This is a genomic window from Bradyrhizobium sp. B124 (assembly GCF_038967635.1).
In the GTDB taxonomy this organism is placed as follows: Bacteria; Pseudomonadota; Alphaproteobacteria; order Rhizobiales; family Xanthobacteraceae; genus Bradyrhizobium.
The window spans coordinates 5,492,654-5,510,692 of sequence record NZ_CP152413.1 but is presented as its reverse complement, the minus strand read 5'-3'; the positions used below and the strand labels follow the sequence as shown (position 1 = coordinate 5,510,692).

Annotated in this window: 19 protein-coding genes and 1 tRNA gene; 15 read left to right on the top strand and 5 right to left on the bottom strand. The window is 65.4% G+C overall.

All coding sequences use genetic code 11. The annotated features are described in order from the left end of the window. Nucleotides 1-89 precede the first annotated feature (89 nt). A complete protein-coding gene (locus AAFG13_RS26235) occupies nt 90-1,145 on the bottom strand; it encodes a polysaccharide deacetylase family protein (protein WP_342708659.1) in 1,056 nt (351 codons plus the stop codon). A 218-nt stretch (nt 1,146-1,363) separates the two neighbouring features. Here AAFG13_RS26235 and AAFG13_RS26230 point away from each other — a divergent pair, with 218 nt between their 5' ends. Then, nucleotides 1,364-1,654: a hypothetical protein gene (locus tag AAFG13_RS26230; RefSeq protein ID WP_249132764.1), complete on the top strand. Its 291-nt coding sequence runs from the start codon at nt 1,364-1,366 to the stop codon at nt 1,652-1,654. 161 nt (nt 1,655-1,815) lie between these two features. Continuing rightward, nucleotides 1,816-2,031 (top strand): cysteine rich repeat-containing protein, encoded by a 216-nt coding sequence (locus tag AAFG13_RS26225; RefSeq protein WP_092126426.1) that lies wholly within the window; start codon nt 1,816-1,818, stop codon nt 2,029-2,031. A 95-nt stretch (nt 2,032-2,126) separates the two neighbouring features. On the opposite strand, the gene AAFG13_RS26220 is transcribed toward AAFG13_RS26225, so the two are convergent. After that, a complete protein-coding gene (locus AAFG13_RS26220; protein WP_212320158.1) occupies nt 2,127-3,806 on the bottom strand; it encodes an MFS transporter in 1,680 nt (559 codons plus the stop codon). Nucleotides 3,807-3,957: 151 nt separating this feature from the next. Here AAFG13_RS26220 and AAFG13_RS26215 point away from each other — a divergent pair, with 151 nt between their 5' ends. The 7 genes from AAFG13_RS26215 to AAFG13_RS26185 all read left to right on the top strand — a co-directional run bounded on the left by AAFG13_RS26215 (nt 3,958) and on the right by AAFG13_RS26185 (nt 11,939). Then, on the top strand, nt 3,958-5,349 hold the full coding sequence (locus tag AAFG13_RS26215) for a hydrolase (protein WP_342708658.1): 1,392 nt from the start codon (nt 3,958-3,960) through the stop codon (nt 5,347-5,349). Nucleotides 5,350-5,432: 83 nt separating this feature from the next. After that, the gene (locus AAFG13_RS26210) at nt 5,433-6,818 is read left to right on the top strand and encodes a cytochrome P450 (protein ID WP_342708657.1); all 1,386 of its coding nucleotides are present in this window, start codon (nt 5,433-5,435) and stop codon (nt 6,816-6,818) included. A 143-nt stretch (nt 6,819-6,961) separates the two neighbouring features. Further along, nucleotides 6,962-8,371 (top strand): adenylate/guanylate cyclase domain-containing protein, encoded by a 1,410-nt coding sequence (locus AAFG13_RS26205; protein ID WP_212320153.1) that lies wholly within the window; start codon nt 6,962-6,964, stop codon nt 8,369-8,371. A gap of 160 nt (nt 8,372-8,531) precedes the next feature. Next, nucleotides 8,532-9,035 (top strand): TerB family tellurite resistance protein, encoded by a 504-nt coding sequence (locus tag AAFG13_RS26200; RefSeq protein WP_092121262.1) that lies wholly within the window; start codon nt 8,532-8,534, stop codon nt 9,033-9,035. Nucleotides 9,036-9,262: 227 nt separating this feature from the next. Beyond that, the gene (locus AAFG13_RS26195) at nt 9,263-10,042 is read left to right on the top strand and encodes an SDR family oxidoreductase (protein WP_342708656.1); all 780 of its coding nucleotides are present in this window, start codon (nt 9,263-9,265) and stop codon (nt 10,040-10,042) included. 144 nt (nt 10,043-10,186) lie between these two features. Continuing rightward, nucleotides 10,187-10,990 carry a glutamine amidotransferase gene (locus AAFG13_RS26190; RefSeq protein ID WP_342708655.1) on the top strand — a complete coding sequence of 268 codons (804 nt, stop codon included), beginning with the start codon at nt 10,187-10,189 and terminating at the stop codon, nt 10,988-10,990. Between the two features lie 139 nt (nt 10,991-11,129). Next, nucleotides 11,130-11,939, top strand: coding sequence for an enoyl-CoA hydratase (locus AAFG13_RS26185; RefSeq protein WP_212320147.1), 810 nt, complete (start codon nt 11,130-11,132; stop codon nt 11,937-11,939). Nucleotides 11,940-12,051: 112 nt separating this feature from the next. On the opposite strand, the gene AAFG13_RS26180 is transcribed toward AAFG13_RS26185, so the two are convergent. Next, nucleotides 12,052-12,127: transfer RNA gene (locus tag AAFG13_RS26180), tRNA-Ala, on the bottom strand. Nucleotides 12,128-12,419: 292 nt separating this feature from the next. Between AAFG13_RS26180 and AAFG13_RS26175 the strand changes: the two genes are divergently transcribed. From AAFG13_RS26175 to folD, 3 genes are read left to right on the top strand one after another with little or no spacing between them, the layout of a single operon-like run. Continuing rightward, complete coding sequence (locus AAFG13_RS26175) at nt 12,420-12,710, top strand: YggT family protein (protein ID WP_212320146.1); 291 nt, start codon at nt 12,420-12,422, stop codon at nt 12,708-12,710. A gap of 36 nt (nt 12,711-12,746) precedes the next feature. Beyond that, on the top strand, nt 12,747-13,070 hold the full coding sequence (locus tag AAFG13_RS26170) for a DUF167 domain-containing protein (RefSeq protein ID WP_097676855.1): 324 nt from the start codon (nt 12,747-12,749) through the stop codon (nt 13,068-13,070). A gap of 1 nt (nt 13,071) precedes the next feature. Then, entirely contained in the window at nt 13,072-13,956 is an 885-nt protein-coding gene (gene folD / locus AAFG13_RS26165) for a bifunctional methylenetetrahydrofolate dehydrogenase/methenyltetrahydrofolate cyclohydrolase FolD (protein WP_212320144.1), read from the top strand. Between the two features lie 185 nt (nt 13,957-14,141). Here folD and ppa read toward each other — a convergent pair whose 3' ends face one another. Together ppa and AAFG13_RS26155 are read right to left on the bottom strand one after the other, a co-directional pair. Beyond that, nucleotides 14,142-14,672, bottom strand: a complete 531-nt coding sequence (ppa, locus tag AAFG13_RS26160; RefSeq protein WP_223971112.1) for an inorganic diphosphatase — start codon at nt 14,670-14,672, stop codon at nt 14,142-14,144. A 165-nt stretch (nt 14,673-14,837) separates the two neighbouring features. Next, the gene (locus tag AAFG13_RS26155) at nt 14,838-15,347 is read right to left on the bottom strand and encodes a GNAT family N-acetyltransferase (protein WP_194457662.1); all 510 of its coding nucleotides are present in this window, start codon (nt 15,345-15,347) and stop codon (nt 14,838-14,840) included. 373 nt (nt 15,348-15,720) lie between these two features. Here AAFG13_RS26155 and AAFG13_RS26150 point away from each other — a divergent pair, with 373 nt between their 5' ends. The 3 genes from AAFG13_RS26150 to AAFG13_RS26140 are packed head-to-tail and all read left to right on the top strand — an operon-like array spanning nt 15,721 to nt 18,001. Then, nucleotides 15,721-16,188: a DUF2269 domain-containing protein gene (locus tag AAFG13_RS26150; RefSeq protein WP_212320199.1), complete on the top strand. Its 468-nt coding sequence runs from the start codon at nt 15,721-15,723 to the stop codon at nt 16,186-16,188. 17 nt (nt 16,189-16,205) lie between these two features. Then, the gene (locus AAFG13_RS26145; protein WP_342708654.1) at nt 16,206-17,534 is read left to right on the top strand and encodes an SDR family oxidoreductase; all 1,329 of its coding nucleotides are present in this window, start codon (nt 16,206-16,208) and stop codon (nt 17,532-17,534) included. Between the two features lie 59 nt (nt 17,535-17,593). Then, nucleotides 17,594-18,001, top strand: a complete 408-nt coding sequence (locus AAFG13_RS26140; protein ID WP_342708653.1) for a thiol-disulfide oxidoreductase DCC family protein — start codon at nt 17,594-17,596, stop codon at nt 17,999-18,001. The last annotated feature ends 38 nt before the right edge of the window (nt 18,002-18,039 follow it).

Genomic DNA, 18,039 nt, shown 5'->3' with positions numbered 1-18,039 from the left:
CAGAAGGTGGCTGCGATCAGAAAGCGAAAGCGCCCCCGGATCGGATCCAGGGGCGCTTTGCGTTTGGCGAATTCAATGCGTGGGCTGTGCTAGTCGGCGACCGTCTGCACGACGTTGCCGATCGGCCGGCCGGTTGCGATCGGCTTCTCGGTCTTCGCCATCATCGCGTCGTATTCGGGCAGCGTCTCGATCTGGGTCTTGGCCTTCATCCAGACCACCTTGTAGCCGCCTGCCTTCAGTTTGCGCAGCAGCGTCGGCAGCGCCTGCGCGGTGTGCTTCTGCAAGTCATGCATCAGGATGATGCCCTTGTGCTCCTTGTCGAGCTTGGTCATCACGTTGTTGATGACCTCGTCCGAGCTCTTGGACTTGAAGTCGTTGGAGTCGACGTCGACCGAGAACATCGCGATGTTGCGGGTGCCGAGATAGGCTGTTGTCGCTGGGGTGTGCGCCAGTGCGGGGAAGCGGAAGAACGGGGCGGGGTTCGCACCCAGCGCCAGCTTCACCGCGCTAAAACCCTTCTCGATCTCGTCCTTGGCCTGCTGCTCGGTGAGCTTCTTGCTCGCCAGATGCGCATGCGACCAGGTGTGGGCGCCGATGGTGTGGCCGGCGGCGGCGACCTGGCGGAGGATGTCCGGGTGATAGGTGGTGTGCAGGCCGATCGGGAAGAACACCGCCTTGGTGCACTCGTCCGCCAGCGCCTTGAGCACGGCGGGCGTGGTCGGCCACGGACCGTCGTCGAAGGTCAGCACGACCTCCTTGTCGGTCAGGAAGTCATATTGCTTGTACTGCAGGAAGCCGAAACCCGGGCCGCCAGTGGTGTCGACCACGACGGTCCGGCTGATGCCGAGCGCATCGGGATTGGCGCATCTGGGTGCGGCGGCAACCGGGGCTGGCGCCGGGGCGGGGGCTGCGGCCGGGGCCGCCGCCTGGGTGGCATCGGCGCGCTTCGACAGCGCGGCGGTCGTCTCGACATCGTCCCTGGCAGCCTGCTTTGCCGCCGCCGCAGGAAGCGGCTCGGCCTTGGCTGCGGCAGTTGTCTGCGGAGGAGCCGCGTCGGCACGCGGCGAGGAGGTCCAGAACCACACGCCGGCGATCACGATCGCCGCTACAACACTGGCCAGCATCAGGCCCAACGCACTACGCATCGCTACACTCTCTCGGAACTCAAGGATACGCCACACCCGTAACGACCGATTAATGCCAACAAGGTCTTAACGCGATCCCAACAGGGCGCCGGAAGGACAAGAAAAAGTGCGGCTTACGCTTGCGTGATGACCGTCACAGTCGGTCAGCTCGCTGCCGTGCAGGATCGGACCCATCAAACAACGGGCCCCGCCATTTGCGGTGCTGATGGGAGCCGATCATGACCACCATCTTGAAGAGCCGGGTTCTGGAACGTGCCGCTCGCAGCGCCGGTGTCGCGCTGGCTCTTGCGGCCGCCGTGTCCGTGCTGTCGTCGACCGCGAGCTTTGCGTTCAGCGCCGAGGCGCAGCAGATGTGTTCGGGCGATGCGTTCCGGCTGTGCAGCGCGGAGATCCCGAACATCCCCAGGATCACTGCCTGCATGGTCAAGAATCGCTCCCAGCTGAGCAGCGGCTGCCGCGTGGTGCTGGATCGCGATCTCGCCGCCCAGCGCAGGGCCGCCGCGGAGTGATTTTGCGCGGCATCTGATGGGGCAAACCAGCGGCGACGAGACGCAGGCCGCTCCGGATAGTCATCCCGGGGCGGAACCTGCCGTTTCGCCCCCGGTTTCAAGCTTCTTCGCGGCCCTGAAACGCTATAGAACCGGCGTTGCATTCCTTAGAGGCTTTGAAGATGACCCGATTTCTGTTCGCCGTCGTTCCACTGGTTCTGTTGACGTCGGCCGCCTCGGCACAGCAGCAGGGGCGTGATGCCTGCTCGCGCGACGCCTCGCGGTTCTGCCGCGCCCATCTCAGCGAGGGCGATCAGGTCGTGCTGGCCTGCCTGAAGGAGCATCGCAGCCGCCTCAGCAAGGCCTGCCAGCAGACGCTCATCGACAACGGGCAGTGAGTTTTTAGCCATCGTCATTCCGGGGCGCGAAGCGAACCCGGAATCTCGAGGTTCCGGGTCTGCGCCCCGCGCATCCCGGAACGACAGCATCAACGCTACGTGCTGCTGCCCGCCGCGGTCGCGACCACCGGGATCACTTCCTTGGCGGCGCGGTCCGGGGTCTCGTCCTTCCAGCGCACCGAGCCGAATGGACGCTCCAGCATCCGGCGCACGCGGATTGGATCGGCGCCGATGTGGAAGTCGGCCGCCTTCTGATGCAGCTCGCGCTCGATCTGGGTGGCGCGGTTGCGCTGGCGCAGGAAATCGAGCCAGGTCGGGCAATGATAGCGCTCGGTCCACAATTCGGGATCGGCGATGTCGCGCGCGATCGACCAGCCATAGGCGCCGTTGCGCTGGCGGCTGAGCTGCACGTCCTGCATCACATTGTGGAAGGCGCGGGCATTGTCCTGCGCCACCCGGTATTCGATCTCGACCACCAGCGGGCCGCTGCGCCCGGTCAGTTGCAGCCGCACCTCGGGATCGGCCAGCATATCGGTCGCGTCCTCGTTGCGCGCGCCGATCGGCGGCATCCTGAGCCAGAAGCCGAGCACCGGCGACAGCAGCATCAGCCCGGCGGAGATCAACAGCGCCATCTCGACGCCCCCGAGGTCCGTGATGCGGCCCCAGCACCAGCTTCCGATTGCGATGCCGCCGGCGATCGAGGCCTGGAAGGCCGCAAGCGAACGCCCTGCGACCCAGCGCGGCGCCGACAGCTGCACGCCGATATTGAACAGCGCGATCGCAAGCATCCACACCGCGCCGGCAACCACCAGCGCGGCGGCGGTGATCACCGGCTGCCTGCTCACGGCAACCGCGGCGATCGCCGCGCCCATCGTCAATGCACAGACGCGGATCGCGGCTTCGCCGCTGAGCCGGCTGCGGATCTCGCTGATGTTGAGCGCGCCGATCACCGCGCCCATGCCGAAGGCGCCGAGCATGATTCCGTAGGTCTGCGCGCCGCCATGCAGCAGGTCGCGCGCCACCAGTGGCATCAGCGCCGAGACCGATCCGCCGATGATGCCGGTCACCATGGTGCGGGTCAGCACGATCCTGATCGACGGCGAATTGGTGATGTAGCGCACGCCGGAGACGATGGCGCGGTTCAGTCGCTCGCGCGGCAGCCGCGACGGCTCGCTGACGCGATTCCACAGGAACAGCACGGCGAGCAGCGGCAGATACAGCACGGCGTTGGCGGCGAATGCCGCCACGGCGCCTGCGGAGGCGACCACGATGCCGCCGATCGCCGGGCCGAAGCTGCGCGCGATGTTGTAGCTGATGCCGTTCAGCGCGACCGCGGCGGGCAGCGTCTCCGACGGCACCTGCTCGCTGACCGAGGATTGCCAGGCCGGGCCGAACAGCGCCATGCCGCTGCCGACGACGAAGCACAGCGCGAGCAGGATGTTCGGCGTCACCAGGTTGAACCAGGCCAGCACCGTCAGCGTGGTGGCGCCGGAGAGCGCGATCGCCAGCGACACCAGTGCGACGATGCGGCGGTCATGCATGTCGGCGATGGCGCCGGCCGGCATCGCGATCAGCATCACCGGCAGCATCAGCGCGGTCTGCACCAGCGCGACCTTGTCGGCCTCCGCGGTCATCTGGGTCATCGCCCAGGCGGCGCCGACGCCCTGGATCAGGATGCCGAGATTGGAGAGCAGGCTGGCAAGCCAGATTCGCCTGAAGATTGAGTGCCGCAACGGCGCGGTGATACTGTCGGGTCGATCAGGCGGTGCGGTCATATCCGGTTCCGGTTGGCCTGCTATGGCTTGTTGAATGATTCCGGCTGCATCAACTGATGCCCGCGAAACGCGTGTCCTGTCCAGCGTTTACGGTATCCTTACGGGCTGTAGGACACAGCTAAAGCACTGAAAGACCTGAGGAAGGGGACCGATGGCGCTGTCGCGGCGAACAATTTTGCAAGGGGCCGGCGCGCTGTCCCTGTTGGCCGGCCGTCTTGCCGTCCCGGGCCTGGCGCAGGCGGCCTTGGTTCAGTCGGCCCTGGCGCAGCCGGCGCCCGCCGGTGACATCCCGCCGATCCTGTTCGTGCATGGCAATGGCGATCACGCCGCGCTCTGGTTGACGACGCTCTGGCGGATGGAATCCAACGGCGTGCCGCGCGAGCGCATGGCCGCGATCAACTTCACCGATCCCTTGGCGCGCACCGACGACAAGATCGAGCAGGCGGGCCGCTCCTCGACCGAGGACCAGCGCCGCGAGCTCGCCGAGGCGGTCAGGGAGCTGAAGCAGAAGAGCGGCGCGGCACGCATCGCGCTGGTCGGAAATTCGCGCGGCGGCAATGCGATCCGCAACACCATCAAGAATGGTGGCGGCGGCGACATCAGCCACGCGGTGCTGTGCGGCACGCCCAATCATGGTGTGTATGCCTCGGACGACGGGCTCGGCAACGAGTTCAACGGGCGCGGTCCGTTCCTGCGCGGGCTGAACGACGGCGACAGCGAAGTGACTGCCGGCACCGCATTCCTGACCTTGCGCAGCGATGGCCTCGACAAATATGCGCAAGCCGACGGCCGTTTCATCGGCAAGCCGGGCACGCCGACCAACGTCACGGCCGAAGGTCCGGCACTGAAAGGCGCGACCAATCTGATGCTTGGCGCCGTAGATCATCGCGAGACCGCGTATCATCCGCGCGCCTTTCGCGAGATCTACAAATTCATCGCGGGGCACGAGCCGTCGCGGATCGAGATCGTGCCGGAGACGGCGGTGAGGCTGAGCGGCCTCGTCACGGGCACGCCCGGCGGCGTGCCGACCAACCGGCCGGTGCCGGGTGCCACGGTCGACATCTATCGCGTGTCGGCGGAGACCGGCGAGCGCATCGGCGGCCCACTGCACAGCTCGCAGACCGGCGCCGACGGCCGCTGGGGGCCGGCGCAGGTCGATCCATCCTGGCCGCTCGAGTTCGTGCTGACCTCGCCTGATGCGGTGACGACGCATATCTATCGCTCGCCGTTTCCGCGCTCGTCCGAGATCGTGCATCTGCGCGCGGCACGACCGCTGCTGCCCGCCGACGCCGGTGCGGGCGCCATCGTGCTGATGTCACGGCCGCGCGGCTATTTCGGGCTACCGCGCGATATCGTGCTGTTCGATGGCAAGGAACCGGCCGATGTCAAATCCGGCGTGCCGACGGATGCGGTGACGACGTTGCGGCTCGCCGCGGCCGATGTCGGCCGTCCGGTGGCGGCGATCTTCAATGGGGAGCGCATCGTGGCGCGGGCCTGGCCGGCGTCGGAGAATCGGATTGCAGTCGCCGAGCTGACTTATTAGGTCTGGTGCAGGGTCCGCGCGCCTTCATGGCGCCGGGATCGCATAGCCGGATCGGCCGTTGCGTGAGGCAGGAAGCGAGGACCATGAGCATAGCGGAAGTCTACGACATCACGGTCACGCGGCGTCCCCTGGTCCCGCCCGCGCCGCCGCGCGCGCCGGACGACATGGGTGCGTTCCAGCGGATGCGGGTGATGCGCAACTCGCCGATCGAGACCTGGGGCCAGCGCGCCTATGAGGACGACATCGTCCAGGGCCGCTTCCTCAACCACTCGAGCTTCATCCTCAATACCCCGGATGCGATCCGCCATGTGCTGGTCGACAATTACGAGAACTACACCCGCACGCCCGCCGGCCTTCGCGTGCTGCGTCCGATGCTGGGCGAGGGACTGCTGATCGCCGAGGGCCGCGCATGGAAGCATCAGCGTCGCACGCTGGCTCCGGCGTTCACGCCGCGCGCGGTGACGACGCTGGTGCCGTACATGATCGCGGCGGTCGACGAGACCATCGCCAAGCTGAAGGCCGCAAGCGGCGACCCGGTCGATCTGCGCGAGGTGATGCAGCGCATGACGCTGGAGATCGCCGGCCGCACCATGTTCTCGTTCGGCATGGATCGCCACGGCGCCGCGCTGCGCGCCTTCGTGATGGAGTATGGCGACACGCTGGCGCGGCCGCATATGCTCGACCTGGTGCTGCCCTTGAACTGGCCCACCCCGCAGGATTTCCGGCGCGCCCGTTTCCGCAAGCGCTGGACCGCGTTTGTCGGCCAGCTGATGGCCGAGCGTCGCGCCGCCGGCAAGGATGACAACGCACCGGGGCGCGACCTGTTCGACCTGATGGGCGCCGCGCGCGATCCTGAAACCGGCGAGGCCTTCACCGATGCCCAGCTCGGTGACCAGGTCGCGACCATGATCCTGGCCGGCCATGAGACGACCGCGACCGCGCTGTTCTGGGCGCTCTATCTGCTGGCGCTCGATCCCGATACCCAGGAACAATTGGCAGCAGAAGTCAGGAGCGTGACGACGTCGGGCGCGCTCGACATCGAGCGGCTGAAATTCACCCGCGCGGTGATCGACGAAACCATGCGGCTTTATCCGCCGGCGTTCCTGATCGCGCGTGCGGCTGCCGGTCCCGATACGATCGCCGGCCGTCCGGTCAGGAAGCATGACGTAATCCTGATTGCGCCGTGGCTGTTGCACCGGCATGAAAAGCTGTGGCGCGAGCCGAACGCGTTCGTGCCGCAGCGTTTCATGACGGAGACGCCGCCCGATCGGTTCGCCTATCTGCCGTTCGGCGTCGGCGCGCGCGTCTGTATCGGCGCGCATTTCGCGCTGGTCGAGGCGACGCTTGCGCTGGCGCGGATCATCGGCACGTTCCGCGTTGCGCTGGTGGACAAGGAGCCGGTGCTTCCGATCGGCGTGGTGACGACACAGCCGAACCGCTCCCCGGTGTTCACGATCAAGCCGCGCTGACCTTGCGCGGCGGTGTCCCAATGCTCATCTACAGCGGGTTGACTCTTCGTCGAATCGTCATCCCGCTCTATCTCTTTGTTTTGAGCATGATCTTTGCGGAAGACCGCTACACACTTTTCCGGATCGTGCTCTAGGGGCTCACCATGAGCGATACGCAAGCCCACTTCGCAGTCCTCAGGCAGACGACCGATCCGGCCGTCGTCGATGCCATGCAGCAGCTGATCGCGGACGGCCATGACCGCGAGCTCAATCGTATCAACGTTCTGGATTTCTCCAGCCGCACCGGGCTCGACCAGGAGAAGGTGATCTCCGGCTTCCTGCATGCTTCGCGGCTCGGGCTGTTCGACATGAGCTGGAACGTGCTGTGTCCGGGGTGTGGCGGCGTGCTCGACGCCCACACCACGCTGAAGTCGCTGCGCCATGACGACTACAATTGCGCGCTGTGCGCAGCCGGCTACGAGGCCTCCGTCGACGAGCTGGTCGAGGTTGCCTTCACGGTCAGCCCACGGGTCCGTCACATCGCCGCGCACGAGCCCAACACGCTGCCGATCTGGGAATATTTCCGGCAGATATTCTGGAGCTCCGGGATCGAGTTCGATGAGAGCGCGGTGTCGACCCTGATCAACGAGGTGACGCTGGAGGGGCTCGAGCTGCCGCCCGGCGAAAAGGCGATCCTGTCGCTCAATCTGCCCAATCAGTTCGTCATCGTGTTCGAGCCGGTGACGCATTCGGCGCACTTCTTTGCTGTCGAGGGCGAGCCGACCACCGAGCGCCAGCAATTCTCGATCGCGTTCAACAAGTCTCATGCGCCGACCGGCACCTCGACGATGCGGCCGGGGCCACTGCGGCTCTCGCTGGAGAATCACGCCGACGTCCGCGTGCTGCCTTCGGTTTGGATCGCGGGCGATCCGCTGCACAAATTGCTCGGCAAGCGCAAGCCGATCCTCACTGCGAAGCGGATGCTGTCGAACCAGACCTTCCGCGACGTGTTCAAGGCCGACAACCTCACCGTCGACCAGCGGTTGAAGATCACCGCGCTGACCTTCCTGTTCACCGATCTGAAGGGTTCGACCGCGCTCTATGAGCGGGTCGGCGATCTCGCCGCATTCGATCTGGTGCGCGCGCATTTCCACGCGCTGCTCGAGATCATCGCCTCCGAACACGGCGCAGTCGTGAAGACGATCGGCGATGCCGTGATGGCGACCTTCATCCGGCCCGAGCACGCATTGTCGGCGGGCCTGCGCATGCGGGCCGCGATGAAGCAGCTCAACACCGAGCGCGGCAAGGAAGATCTGATCGTCAAGATCGGCATCCATGAGGGGCCGTGCCTCGCCGTGACGCTGAACGAACGGCAGGATTATTTCGGGCAGACCGTGAATATCGCCGCACGGGTGCAGAGCCTGTCGACGTCGCAGGAAATCCATTTGACCCAGCCGGTGATGGAAGCGGCGGAGGTCGCGGGCATCCTCGATCGCGCGGCGATCAAGCCGATCCAGAAGGAAGCGGCGCTGCGCGGCATTGCCGACAAGCTCGTGGTGTACGAGATACCGTAGTCACATTGCCGACACGTAATGCTTGCTGAAACGTAATCCCGCCGCGGGAACCCGCGCGGATTGCGTCGGTTCTGTTTCCACGCCATATAGATTTCAACAGCGCATGATCCGGAAAGGTGCGTAGCGGTTTTCCGGACAGCTTCATCCCACAGAGAGAGCGATGCTCGACGGACTCCGCCAATTCATTGCCGATATCGTCTCCCCCGATGCCCAGGCTGACCGCGCCTTCGATGACGGCGACTACCGCCTGGCGGCGACCGCGCTATTGGTGCATGTCGTCTCACTGGATGGTGAGCCGACGCCGGCCGAAACGCGCAAGCTGCACAGCCTGATCGAGAGCCGTTTCCAGCTCGATCCCGGCACCGCCGACAAGTTGATCGCCTCCGCCATGCGCGTGGAGGGCGAGGCCGTGGATCTCTATCACTTTACCAGTGTGATCATGCGCTCGGTGAATGAGGAGGGACGGCTGCGCATCGTCGAGATGATGTGGGAGCTCGTCTATGCCGACGGCCAGGTCAGCGAGTTCGAGGACAATGTGGTCTGGCGTGCTGCCGATCTGCTCGGCATTTCCTCGCGCGACCGCATCGATCTCAAGCACCGGGTCGCCGAGAAGCAGGCGGAGCTGCCAAAGGGCCCCTGGGGCACGGCAGACGCGGCAATCTGACACGGCTGCCTGCGCAGGCGGACGCCCCCCTGCCGGCGTCGCGGATGACGAAATTTTAATGTCCGCCGCGATTGTGGGCGATCCGACTGAAAATCGGTCGTTTCATCACGAAACCAGCGGCCCCGCCGCTATCCACAAGCCCATACGCGGCTTGCGTCACACCGCATCCCTATGCTCTCGTCGCCCCGTTGGGGACCTCACTAGAATTTGCAGTAAGAGTTTGAAACGTGACTGAGCGTGTGACGCTGATAACCGGGGCATCGGCGGGCATAGGCACCGAACTGGCGCGCGTGTTTGCATCGAATGGTCACCGCGTGGCGCTGGTGGCGCGGCGCGCCGATCGCCTGAAGACGCTTGCCGACGAGCTCGGGGCCAAGGGCGGCGCGGCGCCGATCGTGATTGCCTGCGATCTCCAGCAGACCGATGCCGGCGACAGGATCGCGCAGGCCCTGACCGAGGCCGGCGTCGAGGTCGAATATCTCGTCAATAATGCCGGCTTCGGCCTGTTCGGCCTCGCCGTGGAGCGCGACCGTGCCGAACAGCTCGACATTATCAACGTCAATATCCGCGCGCTGACCGACCTGACGCTGCGCTTTGCCGATCAGCTGATCCGCAACCGCGGCGGCATCCTCAATCTCGGCTCGATCGCCGGATTCCTGCCGGGCCCCGGCATGGCCGTGTACTACGCCAGCAAGGCCTATGTGCTGTCGTTTTCCGAGGCGTTGCGCTGTGAGCTGGCGCCGAAGGGCGTGCGCGTCACCGTGGTTTGCCCGGGTCCCGTGCCGTCCGAATTCCAGGACCGCGCCGGCTTCGCCCCCGGATTCGATTCCGCCATCCTCAACGTCCCGCCGGCGGAGGTCGCCCGCCAGGCCTATCGCGGCCTGATGGCCAACAAGCGCGCCGTGCTGCCCGGCGCCTTCATCAAGATGGTGCCGTTCCTGCTCCGGCTGTTTCCGCGCTCCTTCATCCTGACCGCGGTCGGCGGATTTCAGCTGCGCAAGCGCTAGCCTCACCCGAAAAAGCCCGTTCATCGCCGTTAAGCTTATTTCTGGCCCGCGATTTGCTTCGCACGGGTGTGCGCAAACTCACACGATGTTAACGACCACTTAGCTATGATCGTGCCTTACGTGCCGAAACTTTAAGCAGAGGCTATGTCGTTCCGGTCTGACCAAAGCCGTGTCGTGGTGCCCTTCGCGAGCCGAAGGCAGGCCGCGGTCACGCCGGCAGACCAGGCGTCGCTGCGGCCGGTGCTGGTCGTCCTGCATCAGGAGACATCGACGCCCGGCCGGATCGGCAACGCCCTGCGCGCCCTAGGCTACCCGCTCGACATCCGTCGCCCGCGCTTCGGTGACGCGCTGCCCGACACGCTCGAGGCGCATGCCGGCGCGGTGATCTTCGGCGGGCCGATGAGCGCCAACGATCCCGACGACTATGTGCGACGCGAGATCGACTGGATTTCAGTGCCGCTGCGCGAGCAGCGCCCGTTCCTCGGCATCTGCCTCGGTGCGCAGATGCTGGCGCGGCAACTCGGCGCCAAGGTCGCGGCGCATCCGCAAGGCCGCGTCGAGGTCGGTTATTACCCGGTCCGGCCGACGGAGGCTGGCCGCGCGTTGTGCCAGGACTGGCCGGCGCGGGTCTATCACTGGCATGGCGAGGGCTTTCAATTGCCCACGGGTGCGGACCTGCTCGCAGCGGGCGATGATTTCCCGGTGCAGGCGTTCCAGCTCGGCAACGCCTTCGGCCTGCAATTCCATCCCGACGTGACCTACGCGATGATGCATCGCTGGACCACGCGCGGTTGCGCGCGGATGGATTCGCCGGGCGCGCAGCCGGGTCATCTGCACTTCGCCGAGCGCGCCGTGCACGATGCCGCCGAGCGCGCATGGCTGAAGCATTTCATCGACGGCTGGATCACGCGCGTGCCGCGGCCGGTCATGCTGCAGGCTGCGGAATAGCCGCCGCGCGGAATTTCGCGCGTCACACAACACGGCTTTTCATTTTCGCTTCTGTGCTAGTCTCGCAACGGCTGCGCGCGGCGCCGCATGGTCGCGCGAACTCAGAACAACAAGACAAACACAGCACAGGGAGATCGTCGTGAGCTACGAACACATCCTCTATGAGGTCAGCGACAGGATCGCGACCATCACGCTGAACCGCCCCGACCGCATGAATGCGTGGACCGCGATCATGGAGCGCGACGTGCGCCACGCGATGGAGGCGGCGGCCAATGACGACAATGTTCGCGTCATCGTGCTGACCGGCGCGGGCCGCGGCTTCTGCGCCGGCGCCGACATGGAAGCGCTGAAGGGGATCGACCCCAACGAGGTCCGGCGCGGCGAGAACATCCCGTTCGACATGAACCGCCGCGCCGACTGGCAGACGCGCTACGCCTACTACCCCGCCATCAAGAAACCCGTGATCGCGATGCTCAACGGCGCCACGGCCGGCATCGGCCTGGTCCATGCGCTGTATTGCGACCTGCGCTTCGCGGCCGACAGCGCGGTGTTCACCACCGCCTTCGCGCGGCGCGGCCTGATCGCCGAGCACGGCATCAGCTGGATGCTGCCGCGCATCGTCGGCCACGCCAACGCGCTCGATCTGTTGATGTCGGCGCGGCGCGTGTCGGCCGCGGAGGCGCTGCGCATCGGCCTCGTCAACCGGCTCTCTGCACCGGAGAAGTTGCGCGAGGAAACCTATGCCTATGCCCGCGATCTCGCCGATTTCGTCTCGCCGAGCGCGATCGCGGTGATCAAGCGCCAGGTCTACGACGTGCCGTTCCAGACGCTCGCCGAAGCCACCATCGATGCCAACCGCGAAATGCAGATCGCGCTCAAGGGCAATGATTTCAGGGAGGGCGTCGCGAGTTTTGTGGAGAAGCGCCCGCCGCGGTTTACGGGGACGTGAGAGGGGATTGGCGACGATAAGGTCCGTCTTTGCCCTTTGGGCTTCGCCGGACACCACGCTTCACCCTTCGGGTCTGCGCGGCTGCGCCACGCGTAGCCCGAAGGGCGAAGCGTGGTGGAGCCAGGCGGGATCGAACCGCCGACCTCGTCATTGCGAACGACGCGCTCTCCCAGCTGAGCTATGGCCCCATTGCGGCCGGGTGTTGCTGAGTATCCCGGCCGTCAGTCGGGCGCCATTTACAGTCCCGCCCAAGGTCAAGTCAAGAACGGTGAAACAACGGTTTTCGGCCCGTCCCGCCGGGAACTTCCCTTGTTTGCGGGGGGATGAACCGATATTTAGAGCATGATCCGGACCCGGCGGGCCGCGCCAGCGAAAATGGCGGCTTTCCGAAAAGATCCTGCTCAAACGAGAAGCGCGCTGGCGGTTCAGTCCGGTCTCGTTGCGCTTCACCTGGTCGTCCCACCCGCGAGCCCCCATCATATGCGCGCTGTTCTCGACATCGTCATCATCGTCCTCGACCTCTATGTCTGGCTCTTGATCGCCTCCGCCATCCTGTCCTGGCTGATCGCCTTCAATGTGGTCAACACGCGCAACCAGTTCGTCTCCGCGGTGGCCGAGTTCTTGTACCGGATCACCGAGCCGGTGCTGCGGCCGATTCGCAACGTGATGCCGAATCTGGGCGGTCTCGATATCTCGCCGATCATCGTGATCCTCATCATCATGTTCATCCAGCGGGTGATCGCCTATTACATCTATCCCAACGTGATCTGATCCTCGCGATCGACGCTTGCTGATGGAGCCCTGGCGATGGATCCTTGGCGCTATTCCACCGGGGGCATCAGTATCGCCTTGCGCGTGACGCCGCGTGGCGGCCGCGACGACATCGACGGGATCGAAACGCTGGCCAATGGCCGCTCGGTGGTGAAGGTGCGGGTCCGCGCCATTGCGGAAGGCGGCGAGGCCAACCGTGCGGTGACCGAGCTGCTGGCCAAGGCGCTCGGCGTGCCCAAGGCCAGGGTGAAGCTGTTGTCCGGCGCCACCTCGCGGCTGAAGCAGGTGGCGGTGGACGGCGACCCGAAAGGGCTTGGCGAAATGTTGAGGAAGCTGACCCAGCAGGAAACAAGGGACTGACATGACTGCCCGCATCATCGACGGAAAAGCCATCGCCGCCGAGCTTCGCGCCCGCGTCGCCGACGAGGTCGCCCGCGTCAAGCGCGACCATGCGCTCACGCCGGGGCTCGCCGTCGTGCTGGTCGGCCATGATCCGGCGAGCGAGGTCTATGTCCGCAGCAAGCACACCCAGACCCAGGCCGCAGGGATGGCCTCGTTCGAGCACAAGCTGCCGGAGGATGTGTCGCAGCCCGATCTCTTGGCGCTGATCGCACAGCTCAACCGCGATCCGAAGGTGCACGGCATCCTGGTGCAGCTGCCGCTACCGAAATCGCTGCACACCGAGACCATCATCAACGCGATCGACCCGGCCAAGGACGTCGATGGCCTGCACCCGAACAATGCCGGCCGGCTCGCCGGCGGCCTTGCCGCGCTGTCCCCCTGCACGCCGCTCGGCTGCATCATCCTGACCAAGAGCGTGCACCCCTCGCTCGAGGGCATGAACGCGATCGTGATCGGCCGCTCCAATCTGGTCGGCCGTCCGCTGGTGCAATTGCTGCTGAACGAGAACGCGACGGTGACGATCGCGCATTCGCGCTCGCGCGATCTGCCAAAGCTCTGCGCCCAGGCCGATCTGGTCTATGCGGCGGTAGGCCGTCCGGAGATGGTGCGTGGCGACTGGCTGAAGCCGGGCGCGACCGTGATCGATGTCGGCATCAACCGCATTCCGGTCCCCGGCGGCAAGCCGAAGCTGGTCGGCGACGTCGCATTCCAGGAAGCGCTCGGCGTCGCCGGCGCGATCACGCCGGTGCCTGGCGGCGTCGGCCAGATGACGGTGGCGTGCCTCCTGGTCAACACGCTGCGCGCCGCCTGCGCGATTGCCGGCCTGCCGGCGCCTGCGGTGTGAGTTCTTACCTCGCCCCGCTTGCGGGGAGAGGTCGGATCGCATCGCCAGATGCAATCCGGGTGAGGGGGTACAGGTCTCCCGACGTTCGCAACTCGCGGAGGCGGCCCCTCACCCCAGCCCTTTAAGAGCGAGCTTCGCTCGTCTCGACCCCGCAAGAGCGGGGCGAGGGAGTCTAGGCAGCGTGCCTACTTCTTCTTCGCGCGCTCGATGCCTTCCAGGATCAGCTTGCGGGCTTCCTCGGCGTCGCCCCAGCGCAGCACCTTGACCCACTTGCCCTTCTCGAGATCCTTGTAGTGCTCGAAGAAGTGCTGGATCTGCTGCAGCGTGATGTCGGGCAGATCGTCGTAGTTCTGCACCTTGTCGTAGCGCTGGGTCAGCTTCGACGACGGCACCGCGATGATCTTCTCGTCACCGCCGGCCTCGTCCTCCATCAGCAGCACGCCGACCACGCGGACGCTCATCACGGCACCCGGCACGATCGCGCGGGTGTTGACGATCAGCACGTCGCAGGGATCGCCGTCGCCCGACAGCGTGTGCGGGATGAAGCCGTAATTGCCGGGATAGCGCATCGGCGTGTAGAGGAAGCGGTCCACCACCAGTGTGCCGGCCTCCTTGTCCATTTCGTACTTGATGGGCTCGCCGCCGACGGCAACCTCGATGATGACGTTGACGTCGTGGGGCGGATTTTTTCCGATCGATATGGCGTCGATACGCATGGATTGCTCCGCGTGGCCTTTGGAAGTTGAGAAGGATGTGATTTTTTGCTTGGCGCCGCCAGGCCGCGAAACAGCTTCAAGCCTGGCCTTGGGAGCCGGGCTGACCGTCACGCGCAAACGCTCAGGCTGTTTAGCCTTGCTGCAGCTGCGAGAGAAGCAGGATTTTCAGTTGGACCAGGCGAAAGCGACCTTGTCGAGCGACTTCGGCCCGAACCGCTCCGAGGAGCGCGCCACCATGCGGCCGCCCAGCGCCCGGTAAAACTCGGTCGCCGGCTCGTTGTCGGAGAGCGCCCAGATCACCATGGTCTTCAGGCCGCTCTGCAGGAGGTCGCGGCGGGCGGCGGCGAACAGGCGCCGGCCGAAGCCGAGACCCTGGAATTCCGGCCGCAGGTAAAGCTCGTAGATCTCGCCTTCGAAATGCAGGCTGCGGGCGCGGTTGCGGCCGTAATTGGCGTAGCCCGCGATCCGGTCGCCGAACACCAGCACGCTGACGCGGCTGCCCTTGCGGATGGCGCTGTCCCACCACTGCGGGCCACGGCGATTGATCAGCTTTTCAAGTTCGGCGCCGGGGATGATTCCCTGATACGCCGAGCGCCAGGCTTCGTCATGGGTAGACGCCACCGAGGCTGCGTCTGCAGCTTTGGCCGGCCGGACCTCGATTAGCGTTGTGCTCATGCTTGTAATCAAAGCAAGTCGGAGGGCCGCCTTCAAGGTCCATCGTTAATTATCGGTTAACGTGTGGATTTTTTGCATCAGTGTCATGAAAACTTGTACCGAAAGAGGACACTCGCCGGGTTCGCGGGACCGATCGCCGATCCCGGCCTGTGCAAAGCGTGGATCGCGAGCGCTGTATGACAATGCCGCAGCTCGGAAATAGGCCGTTCGGCGCTGATTCGTCGCAGGAATTTTGCGAGCGAATCCAGGCGCAACGCGGGTGCATCGCGCGTTCTGCTTCCGCGCCGCCGCAGTGGATTTCCGCGCGTACCCGGCCTATGGCAGCGGCGGTATTGTTGCGCGCCGGGACCGGCCTGATCACGAGCGGACTGCGATGACGCTCTACTTCCTGATCAAATATCTGCATTTGCTCGGCGCCATCGTGATCCTCGGCACCGGGACCGGCATCGCCTTCTTCATGTTGGCGGCGCATCGCACGCGTGATGCGGCTTTCATCGCGCGCACGGCGGCGACCGTCGTGATCGCGGACATGATCTTCACGCTGAGCGCCGTGCTGCTGCAGCCGGTGAGCGGTGGACTGCTCATGATGCTGTCGGCCACAAGCCTGACCGAGCGCTGGCTGCTGGTTTCGCTGGCGCTCTACGCGCTGGCCGGCGCGTTCTGGGTTCCCGTCATCTTCATGCAGATGGAGATGCGCGACCTCGCGCGGGCGGCCGCCGAAAAAGGTCTGCCGCTGCCGCCGCGCTACTTTGCGCTGTTTCGCCGCTGGTTCCTGTTCGGGATTCCCGGTTTCGGATCGGTGATGATCATCCTGTGGCTGATGATCGCGAAGCCATTTTGACGCATGATCCTATTCCCATGAGTGACGACGTATCTCACAACATCCTCGTGCTCGGCGCGTCGGGCCTGATCGGGCGCACCATCACCGACGATCTGAGGGCGCGCGGTTTTCACGCGGTCGGGGTCGCACGGCATTTCACGCCTGCACAAAAGATGAGCGCGGCCGACCTCGAGCTGCCCGTGATGTCGATGGATGCCGCTGCGCTGACGCAGCTGCTTCGCACCCACGAGGCGGACATTGTCGTCAATTGCGTCGGCGTTTTGCAGGATGGTCTGGGCAGCGACACAAGCGCGGTGCATCGCGACTTCGTGGCGCGGCTGTTGCAGGCTGTCAGCGACAGCCACCGCGCCATCCGTCTCGTGCACATCTCGATTCCGGGCACGGATAGTGAGGATCGCACGGCCTTCAGCACCACCAAGCGCGAGGCCGAACGGCTGATCGCGGCGTCGGGGATCGCGTATGCCATCCTGCGCCCGGGCTTTGTCATCGCGCCGTCGGCCTATGGCGGCAGCGCCATGCTGCGCGCGCTGGCGGCGCTGCCGGTCGATTTGCCGGCCGATGAGGCGGCGACGCCGTTCCAGCCGGTTGCGGTCGAGGATATCGCCGCCACCATCGCCTGGCTCGCGGCGCGCGACGTCACCGATGAAGCGGTGCGATCGGTGACATGGGATCTGATGCAGCCGCAGCCGATCTCGCTTGGCGGCGTCATCGCTCAGTTCCGCTGGTCGTTCGGCACGACGAAATATGTCCGTCTTCCGACGCCGCCGTTCCTGATCGATCTCGGCGCCCGCCTCGGCGATCTGACAAGCCGCCTCGGCTGGATGCCGCCGCTGCGTTCCAATGCGATCGCCGAGCTGCGCCGTGGCGTCACTGGCGATCCCACAGCCTGGATGACCGCGACCGGCATCGTGCCGAAGACCATCGCGCAAGTCGTCGGCGGCCGCCCGGCGACCATCCAGGACAAATGGTTTGCCCGGCTGTTCCTGATCAAGGCGCTGATCTTCGCAAGCCTCGTGCTGTTCTGGGTCGCGTCCGGTTTCATCGCGCTGGTCATCTCCTACGACGCCGCAGCCGGCATCCTGAGCGCGCACCATTTCCCGCCTGCCCTGGTCGGACCGGTGACGGTCTGGACCAGCCTGATGGACATGAGCATCGGCGTGCTGATCGCCTTCCGTCGCAGCGCGGCGTTCGGTCTTGTTGCAGGCATCATCGCTTCGCTCGGCTATATGGCGGGATCGGCGATCCTGACGCCCGATCTGTGGATCGAGCCGCTCGGCGCGCTGGTGAAGACCGGGCCTGCAATCGTGCTGATGCTGGTCGCGCTGCTGATGTTGGATAACCGGTAGCGTTTTCGAGCGAAGTGGGAACCGGTTCGCGTGAAGAAAACGCGTCGAAGGAAATCAAGATGAGCAAGTGGCCGGATGACGACGTGATCCTCTACGACGGCGTCTGCATCTTCTGCTCACGCTGGGTTCGCTTCGTCATCGCCCGCGACACAACGCGCCGCTTCCGCTTCACGCCGATCCAGTCCGACTACGGCACGCGGCTGGCAAAGACTTTTGGTATCGACCCTGATGACCCCGACACCAACGCCGTGGTCCATGGCGGCATCGCCCGGATGAAGTCGGACGCAGCACTGACGGTGCTGAGCCATCTCCCGGGCTGGCGCTGGACCCGCGAGCTGTTCGCGGTGCCCAAACCGCTGCGCGATGCGGTCTACAGCCTCATCGCCCGCAACCGTTACAAGATCTTCGGGAAGTACGAGACGTGCTTTGTGCCGGATGCGGACATGCGGGCGCGGGTGTTGGAGTAGAGGCCCGAAGCGTCGGCGGCTATCCAAATAGCGAGAGC